The sequence below is a fragment of the Clostridium swellfunianum genome (genome assembly GCF_023656515.1).
GTDB classification, from domain to species: Bacteria; Bacillota; Clostridia; order Clostridiales; family Clostridiaceae; genus Clostridium_AT; species Clostridium_AT swellfunianum.
Genome location: NZ_JAMOFV010000006.1, coordinates 2,774,144 through 2,786,716 on the forward strand (window position 1 = coordinate 2,774,144; position 12,573 = coordinate 2,786,716).

General features: G+C 34.4%; 11 protein-coding genes. All 11 read right to left on the bottom strand.

Features of this window, described 5'->3' with window-relative positions; all coding sequences use genetic code 11:
* Window positions 1–135: 135 nt before the first annotated feature.
* Entirely contained in the window at window positions 136–3,150 is a 3,015-nt protein-coding gene (locus tag NBE98_RS13270) for a glycoside hydrolase family 2 TIM barrel-domain containing protein (protein WP_250815456.1), read from the bottom strand.
* Between the two features lie 57 nt (window positions 3,151–3,207).
* Window positions 3,208–4,239 carry an SGNH/GDSL hydrolase family protein gene (locus NBE98_RS13275; RefSeq protein ID WP_250815457.1) on the bottom strand — a complete coding sequence of 344 codons (1,032 nt, stop codon included), beginning with the start codon at window positions 4,237–4,239 and terminating at the stop codon, window positions 3,208–3,210.
* 28 nt (window positions 4,240–4,267) lie between these two features.
* Window positions 4,268–5,086 carry an alpha/beta hydrolase gene (locus NBE98_RS13280; protein ID WP_250815458.1) on the bottom strand — a complete coding sequence of 273 codons (819 nt, stop codon included), beginning with the start codon at window positions 5,084–5,086 and terminating at the stop codon, window positions 4,268–4,270.
* A gap of 12 nt (window positions 5,087–5,098) precedes the next feature.
* Window positions 5,099–5,767, bottom strand: a complete 669-nt coding sequence (locus NBE98_RS13285) for a methyl-accepting chemotaxis protein (protein ID WP_349305986.1) — start codon at window positions 5,765–5,767, stop codon at window positions 5,099–5,101.
* Window positions 5,768–5,777: 10 nt separating this feature from the next.
* Window positions 5,778–6,128: a hypothetical protein gene (locus NBE98_RS13290; protein WP_250815460.1), complete on the bottom strand. Its 351-nt coding sequence runs from the start codon at window positions 6,126–6,128 to the stop codon at window positions 5,778–5,780.
* 142 nt (window positions 6,129–6,270) lie between these two features.
* Window positions 6,271–6,720: a NanQ anomerase/TabA/YiaL family protein gene (locus tag NBE98_RS13295; RefSeq protein WP_250815461.1), complete on the bottom strand. Its 450-nt coding sequence runs from the start codon at window positions 6,718–6,720 to the stop codon at window positions 6,271–6,273.
* 120 nt (window positions 6,721–6,840) lie between these two features.
* On the bottom strand, window positions 6,841–7,704 hold the full coding sequence (locus NBE98_RS13300) for an N-acetylneuraminate lyase (protein WP_250815462.1): 864 nt from the start codon (window positions 7,702–7,704) through the stop codon (window positions 6,841–6,843).
* A gap of 45 nt (window positions 7,705–7,749) precedes the next feature.
* The gene (locus NBE98_RS13305) at window positions 7,750–8,814 is read right to left on the bottom strand and encodes a sialidase family protein (protein WP_250815463.1); all 1,065 of its coding nucleotides are present in this window, start codon (window positions 8,812–8,814) and stop codon (window positions 7,750–7,752) included.
* Window positions 8,815–8,891: 77 nt separating this feature from the next.
* Window positions 8,892–10,523: an extracellular solute-binding protein gene (locus NBE98_RS13310; protein WP_250815464.1), complete on the bottom strand. Its 1,632-nt coding sequence runs from the start codon at window positions 10,521–10,523 to the stop codon at window positions 8,892–8,894.
* Between the two features lie 70 nt (window positions 10,524–10,593).
* A complete protein-coding gene (locus tag NBE98_RS13315; RefSeq protein ID WP_250815465.1) occupies window positions 10,594–11,460 on the bottom strand; it encodes a carbohydrate ABC transporter permease in 867 nt (288 codons plus the stop codon).
* 20 nt (window positions 11,461–11,480) lie between these two features.
* Window positions 11,481–12,425, bottom strand: coding sequence for an ABC transporter permease (locus NBE98_RS13320; RefSeq protein WP_250815466.1), 945 nt, complete (start codon window positions 12,423–12,425; stop codon window positions 11,481–11,483).
* Window positions 12,426–12,573: the final 148 nt, after the last annotated feature.

Below are 12,573 nucleotides of genomic sequence, written 5' to 3' on the forward strand. Positions count from 1 at the left end.
TAATTTTTAGTCTCTACATTATGCTGATTTAACAAATAAAAAGGCAGCCTCAAAATAGAAGATTCATTCTACTTTGAGGCTGCCTTCATTTTCTAATACTCAAAATTTCAGGTTAATATGAATTACAGGCTTAAGTCAGTTTTCTTTAAATACTGGAACAATTCTAAGTTTGAACTCAAATTTAATTTCATCTAAGCGATATTTTTCTAAAAGCTCGGGACCACAAGAATTAGATCCTACTCCACTCATTTTGTAATCAATATTTACAATAGTTTCTTTTCTTTTTCTGAGTTCAAAAGGATGGCCTGCAGCTGCCAAATCCTCAGGGCTATAGTGTGAAGCATTAAAGGAAAAACCTGAAGCTGCTATAAACTTTAGTCCCATTCCTTGCTCGTTAGATACTATAAGCCAATCATTTTCACACCTTGAGCCATTTTCCTGCGGCCTAAGGTAATTTTCAAACATTCCATCTACTGTTGTTAAATATTTGCCTATTCTTGTGCTATGCTTCTTATCTATATAGTTTTCATGTGGTCCATTTCCAAAGTATTCTACTTCTTCATTTCCTTCAGGCATTTCTAGCTGCAGCCCAAAACGAGGTAGAAATACCAAACCTTCTCTTACATTTACCCTTACATCAAGCATAATTTCTCCCGTGCCAAGAATAGTCCATACAGTTTTTCCGTGCAAAATTGGAAGCTTAGTATATCCACCAAGAGAAAAATCAACGGATATTTTTACGGAACTTTCATTTACTTCTAAAACTTTTGACTCATACACATGAGTTTTTACTATGTCATAGCCTTCTTCCATCCACTTTAGCTTTACTCTCCTGTCATTATCTGTAGGAGCACGCCAAATATTGAATTTAGGCTGCCCTTTTATCATATCAACATTATTCTTTGATATCCTGATAAAGCTCCCCTCGTACAAATCAAACACGTGATAAAAATCAAAGCCTTCTACCTTAACAAGGTTTCCTGCTTCTTCTAACTTGATATAAGAGCTATATTTATTATCATTGGATAGGATTTTGGTTACAGGAAGTTCAAATTGCTCAAAGGTTATTTCATGTCCTCTTTCAGCCCAAGGAGTAGACTTCTTCTGCAAAGCAAATATTGTAATAAAAAACTTGCTAATAGATTCTTCAGGCAAATTATATGGCAATTTTATTATAGCAGAGCTTTGTGGCAGAATATCCAAATCACTAATCTCTCCCTGCTCTATAGTCATTCCATCCTTCTCTATCTTCCATTGTAAAGTTATATGTGATAAGTTAATAAAATCATAGAGATTTGTAACCTTTATTGTACCTTGCTTCAAGTCTTCCTCTTCTATTCTAACAGGTGCAATAACTTTTTTAAATTCTAAAAGTCCTATATGAGGTGTCCTATCAGGATAAACCAATCCATCAAGGCAGAAATTCCCGTCATTAGGCATATCTTTGAAATCTCCGCCATAGGCATAATATTCTAATCCTTCACGGTTAGTTGTTTTTATGCCATGGTCGCACCATTCCCATACACATCCTCCCATAAGCTTTGGATACTTGTATATGATATCCCAATATTCTTTTAAGTCTCCAGGGCTGTTACCCATAGCGTGACTGTATTCGCATAAAAATAGAGGCTTCTTATTTCCATCATTCACTGCATACTCTTCAATAAATTCTGTTGAAGCATACATCCTGCTTTCCATATCTAAGCACTCTGCATTAAGATTACCGCCATATATTGATGCTGCACCTTCGTAGTGAATTAATCTTGAGTTATCTCTTTTTTTAGTCCAATCAGCCATAACCATATGATTTACATCATATCCTGATTCATTACCCATGGACCATATTATAACTGAAGCATGGTTTTTATCTCTTTCCACAAGCCTCTCTGCCCTATCCATGAAAGCTTTTTCCCACTGAGGATTTTTAGTCAGCATATGGAAGTCCCCTGCATGCTGAACTCCATGACATTCTAAGTCTGCCTCATCAACTAAATAAAATCCATATTCATCACATAAATCTAAAAAACGCGGATCGTTTGGATAGTGTGATGTTCTGATTGTGTTTATATTATTTCTCTTCATAATCATTAAATCATTAATCATGTGATTTAATGGAATGGTTTGTCCAAGTTCCGGATGTGAATCATGACGATTCACTCCTTTTAGCTTTACAGGCTTTCCGTTTATCATGAATGCACTATCTTTAATCTCAACTCTTCTAAAACCAGTATTGAAAACAAGTACTTCTTCACCGCTGTATACAAACAGTTTATATAGATAAGGTTTTTCTGCATTCCATAGTATAGGTTCGTCTATTTTAAAATCAATTGATCCGCTTCCATCAATTACAACTTCTCCCTGCACTACTGCTTTTCCTGATGCATCTCTTAGCTCAGCTTTTATACTACAGCAGCCAATTGTATCTATTTCACATTTTAATACCGCATTTTTGAAGTCCTCTGATACTGTTTGTCTAACAAAAATGTCCCTGATATGTGTTTCATTCCTAGCAAGTAAATATACATCTCTAAAAATTCCTGAATAGCGCCATAAATCTTGGTCTTCAATATAGCTACCATCACACCATTTAAGTACCATTACAGCCATCTTATTCTTCCCGCTACGTACAAACTGTGAAATATTAAACTCAGCTGGCATACGGCTTCCTTGGCTGTATCCTACAAAGCTGCCATTAATCCAAAAATAAAAACAAGAATTCACTCCTTCAAAAACAACATATTTTTCCTTTTCATCCCACTGGTCTCTTATATTAAAATCTCTTATATATAATCCAACCGGATTATCATTTGGTACATATGGAGGATCACAAGGATATGGGTAATTAACATTTGTATAATGGTATTTATCATATCCTTTAGCCTGCCAGCAAGAAGGAACTATTAGAGTATCCCATGCACTTACATCCACGTAATCTTTATAAAAACAGTCTTCTACAAACTTTATGCTTTCATAGTATTTAAATTTCCATCCTCCATTTAACAATTGAAAAAAGGGTGATGATGTACGATTCTTCGTTAAAGCTGTCTCTTCACTTCCATAGGGTATATAGTAAGCTCTAGGGTTCTCCCTATTAACATGCATTATATTCAAATCTTCCCAATACTTTTTTATATTTATCAAGCTTATCACCTCTCACTCCTATATTTGTTGCAATAACTTAACATGATTTAATTTTGTAGTATTTCTTCAATTCTTCATATATTTATTTATTACATAGCTAAGATTCCTTGCAATTTCCTCCATCCCAAAGGCTGACGGATGTGTCAGGTCTATCGTTAATCCAGTTACAGACTTAAGCAAATCTGTACCATTTATATAAATAAGTTTTGGCAGCTTGAGTTTTTCAACTTTTTCTTTAACAACTTTTCTATACTTTATGATTTTATCGCTATTTTCATAATCAAGATAACAGGTAAATAAATCGATGCAGAATATCCACTTGTTTTTATTTGCTAAAGCTATTTTAGAAATAAAACAATCTACCTTCTCTTCAAACTGTTCTACACTCCATTGTTCAACAACATTAATGCCCATTTCTAACGTCGCAAAATCCCAATCATTTCTTTCTGCAATATAATCTGCCATGGCGGCTTCCATATATGCACCTCCGGCAAAGCCTAAATTTATTAAATCAATTCCTAATAGTTCTGCTGTTCTCATAGCATAAGATGCATTTGGCCCTATAGTTGAGCTTCCGTGAGTAATAGAAGAACCATAAGCCAAATATCTTTTACTTGGAACCTGCTCTGACCTTGGAGGGGTGCAGCTACCTTCTAAATCTATCAAATAGTTTTTCCAGTCATAGGGCAGAATCACCCTTACTAAATTAGGATCAAACGGAAGACTATATTCTTTAGAGAGTCTTTCTAAAGTCTTTATGTTTTTAGGCCTTTTAATAATGAGCTCAGTAGGTTTTTTTGTGGATAATATCCTAGGGCTATATTCCCAAGAAGCTTGGAAGCTTCCATAATATATTTCCACCAATCCTGTATCGAGAACTGCACCCTCTTCTGGTGCCCTTTGTAATACAAGCTTTATACATTCATCTTCTATATTGAACCTTATTTCTGTTCCACAGCCAAAAAAAGCTGCTCTCTTAGCTTTTTCGTTAAGCTCTGCTCTAACTTTTTCAGGAATGCGTGATAATACAAAAACTCCCTCTTCCTTTATTTCATGAATTTCATCTATGTTATAAAACTCTGCATTTTTATAAATCATTATCTCTACCACCTATCATAAAAATTATCTAAAATAATTCATCTAACCACTGGATGCATAGGTTCATCCATGTAGCTACGTGAAGATTTATCTCTTTCTCCTTAGTTTGTGTTTCAGCAGTTGCAAGAGATAAGCCGTGAGGACCTTTAGGATAAATATGAAGCTCAAAAGGTACCTTGTTTTTGCATAATGCCTGTGCAAATAGTATGGTATTTTCCACTGGAACAGTTTTGTCTTCAACAGTATGCCAGATAAAAGTTGGAGATGTACTCATTTTCACATGATGCTCTAAAGACATTTCATATAATAAATTACTATCAGCTTCTACTCCTAACAAATTCACAAAAGAGTCTCTATGAGCAAGTTCACCTGAGCTTATAACAGGATAGCTTAATATTAAAGCATTTGGTTTATTAAGTCCCTGCTTAATTCCAGGATTCTCAAGCAAGTATGATTTTTCCCAGTGTACCCCGAGACTTGCCGCTAAATGCCCACCTGCTGAAAATCCACACACCGCAATTTTATCAACGTCAACATTCCACTCCTCTGCATTTTCTCGTATTATACACATAGCCCTTGATACATCCATTAATGGCTGAGGATGCTTTCTAGGTGCACAGCTATAATAAACAACAAAGGCATGAAAGCCTGCAGCATTAAATTGTATGGCAATTTGTTCGGCTTCTCTATCTGAAGTAATTCTATATCCACCGCCTGGACATACAAGTACAGCTGCTCTTTTCTTATTTCCACCTAGTACATAAGAAACCAAAGTAGGTTTGAAATCATCCAGTTCTGACCTTTGGAAGGTTAGATTTTCCCATAATTCAATAGTTTTATTTATCATAAACTCATCTCCTTAAAATCTAAACTTTAGAATCAGTTCACTTAATTCATTTGCTTTTTCACTTAATCCTTTTACAAGTAAATACATCTCATTGTTTTGTTCAGATTGGTTTTGAATGGTTGCCGAAACTTCTTCTGTCGCAGCAATATTTTCTTCTGATATAGCAGCAATATTGCTTACAGCATCATTTAAGTATTCCTTTTCTTCATCTATTACATTGATTGAAGCCATAGTATCATTCATAGAGGCTATAATATTTGTTGTTGCAGCTTTTATATTCTCAAAGGACTTAATGGTATACCCAGCCTGTTCTAATTCTTCCTTAAATAATTTCTGAGCATTAGAAGGAATATATAGAGATGCCACAACTGCAAATCCTTTACCTGCTTGTCCTGCTCTTGCAGCCTCTATAGATGCATTAAGCGAGAGCAGATTAGTTTGTTTTGTTATATTGTTAATCTTATTTAAGATAGTAAGTATATCTTTAGTATTAGTACCTAAGTTGCAAATTGCATTTGTAGCTTCTTCCATAGCCATTGAGTTGTTCGTTGAGGTTTTGTTTAAATTATTAATAACGTTAGAGCTATCTATAACAACTTTTATTGTGATATTAGTTGCTGTATTAACATTTTTTAAAAGTCTTATAGTATTAGTTATTTCATCATTAAATTTTTCAGATATCTTAGCGCAATTAAACTTTTATCAAAGAGGAACTACCGTTGTTTCCTATACTTTTTATATAGCTTTCAACTCTATTCTTAGCCTGAAGCTGCTCAAATGTACTTAATCCCTTTACATTGAAATTTTCAGCAATATCCTTGTTTTGTAACATCTGAATCGAGGTAACTTCTATGCTTTCATCTATAAGTTTTATATACATTTCATTTTGTTTTAGTATCTGCATAGTAGATTCTTTAAAATCAGCAGATACTTTTTCTTTTGTCACGCTATATATTAGTAAAGCAGATATAGATAATGTTATAAGAGACAGTAATGTGAAGGTTATCGCTAACTTTCTAAATAACCACTTTTTAACTCCCAAATCTCTAATCATTTTATAGTCAAAATTTTTATACTATGCTTATATGCTTCTCCAAGTAATATATTTCCACCATTTCTAGTAATAGCACGCTTATATTTGATATTCTTCACAGTATCACTCCAAAGTTACTTCAAAATACCTGCTAAACTTTAACCTTTATAACAACCTTCCTGACTTTTTCTCTCTTATTAAGCATTATTCCCGGCATATGAGCGTCCTCAGGAAAAAAAATAAAGAGTTCTCTACTTCTCAAAAGTGATAGATTATTTACTCCCTCCAATAGCATAAAGTCCTTATCTATATCATATGGAGAAAATTCAGATAAGCCTTCCACCGGAAAGTATCCCATTTTTTCAGTTCCCACCACCATGTACTGTACATCTATATATTTTTGGTGAGCTTCATATTTTGCCCCTTCTAATTCCTTAGTTTCATATTCTTGTACCAAAGCAAACACATCATCACCATCTATTTCATAACGCCCAGGTAAAAGAGCCGCTAAATCCTCTCTATTTAGAAATTTAAATACTTTTTTAAAATTCTCATGTAAACTTTCATATTTTTCATAATCCTTAATATTAGCAAATACCATAATAAACTCCTTTTAATTAGACTACTAGGGTGTTAATTCCTTGTATTTTACCTTGATTTTCAATATAGTCTTAATAATATAAATGGATGATTTAACACATCATCCACTTGTACAAAATATCTATTCTAAAATCTTTTCCAATAACTTCTTATCATCTTCAGTCAAGGATCTAAATGGCCTTCGTGAACCATTGCATTCAATGCCCTGAATCTCTAAAGCATATTTTACTCCTTGGTTTACTCCTACTTTAATTAAAGCATCAATAATTTCATTTGCCTTAGCCTGTACTTCCTGGGCCTCTGATATATTTCCTTCTTTAAATAATTTATCGATTTTAATAAATTTTTCTGACATGAAATTAAAGGTGCTTCCTATGGCACTCTTTGCTCCCATTGCCAATGCTCCTAAGAACACTTCATCATGCCCATTAAATACTGTTAGTCTTTCATCAATTTTCAGCATTTGCTCTAGTTGATATAAATCATAAGATGTATGCTTTATTCCAATAAATCTCTCATCATTCATAAATTCTTTAATATTGCTCATATTAAATGTAACTCCCGAGAAGGCAGGAAAATTATAAATTATCATTGGTAGATTTACATTATTTACGATATCAAAATAATAATTTTTTATTTCTTCAAAAGAAAACTTGTAATAAAACGGAGCAACGGAGGAAATAGCATCATATCCTAATGCTTCAGAATACTTTCCCAATTCTACTGCATGCTCTGTGCCAATGGAACCAATATGGCTTATAAGAGTGCACTTTCCTTTACATTCCTGTGCCACTATATCCAAAATATATTTTCTCTCATCCATAGATAACAAAAAAGCTTCAGCTGTGCTTCCACCAATATAAAAGCCTTTTACACCTTTATCAAGATTAAGATTTATTATTTTTTGCAGAGATTCTTCGTTAATTTTACCGTTACTTTTATATGGAGTTACTAAGGCTGGAAATATTCCTGTATATTTGTTCATTATAAAAACCTCTTTTCTAGTATTTTCTGAGTTGAAAACTACACTTTATAGTGGATCAAGAGTTTGTCTACCATCAGTGAGCCATTCTATATTAAATTTAGCTAATACAAGATAGTGGTATTTAAGACTATCCTTCCACTTTTCGTAATAGCAATATATAATTCTCTTATCATTACTAACAGCCAAGTCTGAATAAGCAGATCCACCAGTGCATATTGCCTTGGAATAAGTCCAAGTCTCCCCCTCATCCATAGACATTTTAACTGTAAGATTGGACCTGTCATCAGCGTTATTTAGATTTGAAAATATAATTCTGTTTCTGAGGTACTCATTTTTATCTGTAAACCGTATTAAACTTCCACAGCATAATGGATCTGCCAATTCATAATGAAGAATGGGGACTGACCATCCATTGATTCCGTTCGGACTTATTGATATAGAGCGACGCTTTTCTGCAACTGTATTATTTCTCATATTTAGCAAAACAGAGCCATCATACTTCTCCACAGCAGTTGTTTCGTTAGGACTAGGTATCTGAGTAGTTTCATATATAATTTCTCCTCTATTCCAAGTAGTCCCTCCATCATCACTATAAATTGTGGATACAACTCCAGGAGCATGAGTTTTACTCGCAGAAAGCCATACTGGTACTAGAAGTCTTCCATTTCTCATCTGAATCCCGTGCCCTGGGCCTGTCGCTATAACAATCCATTGAAACTCTGGTTTAAATTGCTGAAAAGCTGCTGTAATCTCAACAGGATCAGACCAAGTTTCTCCATGGTCTAAACTCTTACGATAATAAGCTTGACTATACTCTCTACAATAAAGAAAGTGTACAGTACCACTATCCCTTTGCGCAATCATTACTGGATTGTTGATAGTATTGCCTGAAGTTACCCCATCTACTAGTTTATATCTTTCGCTCCAAGTAACTCCGCCATCTATACTCCTTCTCATGTAAATATCGATTACTGCCCAATCAGATGTAGTCTTTCTTGCTTCACAGTAGGTAATTACTGTACCATCCCCGGTAACCACAATTCCAGGTATCCTATATTGAGCATATCCATCAACTGTTGACTCAAACAAAATAGTTTCACTATAAATCATTTTACTTCCCTTCTCTTTGATATAGAAGAAACCAGACTTGCATCTGGCTGCTTCTACTAAAAGTTTGAGTATATATGTTATTTGTTTTTCTTATAGTATTCTTGTCCATAAGTAATGATATCTTGTCCGCCTGCTGCTAACCATTTTTTCTGAAGTTCAGCCCAAGCTCCGTTAAAATCGTCGCCCATTACAGCCTTAAGCCAACCTTCTCCATAGATTGATCTTAGCTTAGTTTGATCTCCAAGAATTTTGTCATCAAACACATTCATTAATGGTGGAGCCATAGTATATTTTGCATTGGTAGCAACAAAGTTTGTAAAATCCCCTACAGCCATCTCTGATGGAATCCATGGTTGCAGCTTCTTGAATGCTTCGTCATAGTTGTAGTTATTTTCCTTAATCGGAATATATGCGTATTCAAAGTAATTCATAGCACCCCAGGCAAGTGGATAAAGATATCCATTCTTCTTTGTATCCCAATCCTTATCACATTCAGCCTTATTTACAGTATAAACTCTGCGGCCATTTTCTTCTTTTACATCTGTAAAATGTATTCCCTTAATACCAAATTCAGTTAATTCTCTACCTTCTGTAGTTAGTGTATATTCTATTAACTCTAAAACTTTTTCAGGATTTTTAGAAGTTTTAGGAATAACATTTCCTCTCCAGAAACCGCCTGAATGACCTAAATTTGCAGGTACCCCATTCTCTCCTTTTAGTGGTGAAAGATATGCTACTTTAGCATTAGGATTAACTGCCTTAGCCTTTTGCAAAAATAAGTCTGGTTTAGTAGTAGATGCAATACCGTATTTTCCTGCTCCAAAGTCATCTGACTCAGGGCCTTGTGCTCCGTCTGGTTTTAAACTGAGCCAATCCTTATTAATAAGATCCTCTTTTACTAATTTTCTAAAGAAAGCAGTTGCTTCTTTTGCATATGGTGAAGCTTCATATCTTGTAATACTTCCATCTGGCATTGCCACCCAATTATCTGTTCTACCAGCTATGGCATACGACTTTGATATGAATTGTCCAAGCTGAGTAATTGAAGGGTCTGACATACCACTTGCTCTTGTATAAACTCCATAAGTATCATTTTTACCATTCTTATCAGGATCGTTTTCCTTAAAGGCTTTTGCCACCTTATAGAATTCTTCGAGATTTGTTGGCATGCTTAAGCCTAAGTTTTCTAACCAATCAGTACGAATTATCCAACCCCACTGCATTGGAGCAAGTCCTAACGGCTTAAAGTATGACTTTCCATCTATTTTGAAGCCTTTGTAAACATCAGAATTAATTACAGCGCTAATATTTGGATACTTTCCGCTTTTCAAGTAATCATCATAAGATAAAATCAACCCATTTTTAGCCCATTCGTTTAATGTCTTTCCTGGGTCACATGTAGCAAGGTCAAATTCTTCTCCGGATGCCATCATAAGGTTAAGCTTGTTTGCAAACTGGTCATTAGGTATACTTACAATTTCAATCTTAGTATTAGTTCTCTTTTGTAATTCTTGAAGTATACGATCCTTCTCCGGATCCTGCTCATTTGCAGCACGTACCCATCGGATCTTAACTGGCTCGGTTGACTTTTGTTCAGTACCTGCAGTATTCTTGGATTGCCCCTTGGTTGAACAGCCACCTAACACTGAAGATATCATTATGATTGACAGCGACATCGTCAAAAGTTTGATAATGCTTTTCCTATTCATTTCATACCTCTCCTTTATTTTTAGTAGAAAACTTTGTTTACTTATATAATCCACCTATGGGGGATTTTCATTATTCCTTCACAGCACCCATCATTATTCCCTTAGTAAAATACTTCTGCACAAATGGATAAATTAAAAGTACTGGAATCATTCCTATAATGATGCAAGCCATTTTAAACTGCTCCATATTAGATCCTGAAGTCATTACCCCTACTTCTGCAGTTACTAAATCTTGAATAATCATCTGTCTTAGTAAAACCTGCAACGGAAACATTTTATTTGAATTTATAAACAGTGTTGCCGAAAAGTAATCGTTCCATAAGGCTACTCCATAAAATAAACTAACAGCAGCAAATACTGGCATGGATATTGGAATTACTATCTTAAAAAGTATTTGTATGTCGTTATATCCATCAATTTTAGCAGCCTCCTCAAGGCTTTCAGGAATTCCGGCAAAGTAATTTTTCATGATAATTAAGTTATAAGTGGAGATAGCTGTAGGTAAAACCAATGCCCAAATTGTATCAATTAATTTTAAATTTCTAACAAGCACATAAAATGGAACTAATCCACCACTGAAAAACATTGTAAATACCAGCAATCGGAATATTATGGCTCTACCAGGCAGATTCTTTTTTGAAAGTGCATAAGCACCACAACTGGTAAGCAACATACTAATCGTAGTTCCTAATGCAGTTATTTGAACGGATCTTAATAACGCTTTTGCAATCCCACCAATACTACCAAGTGCTCGTTTGTATTCAGTAAGGCTGAAGCTTTTGGGAATTAAGTGATATGGGTCTGTTAAATATACTTCTTGCGAGGAGAAAGATATAACTATTATTCTCCATAAAGGTAATAATATAATGATGGCTGCTAATCCGAGGATTAGATATATGATAACATCAGCTATAGAAAATTTTTTTTGTATAGGCATTATTGAATCCTCCCCTCGTTTTAATATACGCTCTCTTCTCCAAAGGCTTTTACTACCCTATTTGAAGTCACAAGTAAAAAGGTACATATTACTGATTTTAAAAGTCCAGCTGCAGCCGCATAACTAAATTTGCCATCTCCTAAAGCTGTTCTGAAAATATAAGTGTCAAGAATATCACCAGTTGAATATACCATAGGATTGTAGAAGTTATAAACCTGGTCGAAACCCCATGTTAAAACCCTGCCAATTGTTAGAATAAACATTATTAGAATAACGCTGCGTATTCCTGGCAGTGTAACATTCCATAAGAGAGACCAACGTCCCGCACCATCCATCACTGCCGCTTCATAATGCTCTGTACTTATGCTCGCCATAGCTGCTACATAAATTACAGTTGAAAATCCTGCTTCTTTCCAAAGATCTGTTAATATCAATATCGGCCTAAATATTTCGGGTTTTGTCATTAAGTCCGAGGCATGTCCTGCAAACAATGCCGCAAGAATCCCTGACTCAGGGCTAAAGAAGGTTACAAATATTGAAGCAACTATAACCCATGAAATAAAATGTGGCAAATATATAACGGTCTGAACAGATTTACGAAATTTGCTATGCCTTACCTCATTTAAAAGTAGTGCTATAACTATAGGAATTGGAAATTGTGTAAGCAGGCGATATATCGCAATAATAACTGTGTTCCAAAAAGCTCTCCAAAAATCTGCATCACTAAATAATTCTACAAAATGCTTCAAACCCACAAAAGGACTGTTAAAAAAACCTTTACTCATTGTGAAATCCTGAAAGGCCATTATTATTCCATACATTGGCACATAACAGAAAATTAGATACCAGACAAGCACAGGAATAAGCATGATATACAAATATTTATAATTTAATATATTTTTCCATTGTTTTTTGAAACTTCGTTTTGTATTCGTTTTCGATGTTTGCATCACTTCAGTATTCATGTATCTTCTCCTTATAATCTTCATATTACCTGACTAAGTGGTACCACTTGTACTTATTATAAATTGATGCAAAAAATAAAAGTATGACCCTAACATAACATTTGTTACGTTTTTTTAACCATTTCATATTTTCTTCATCTTTATGGTT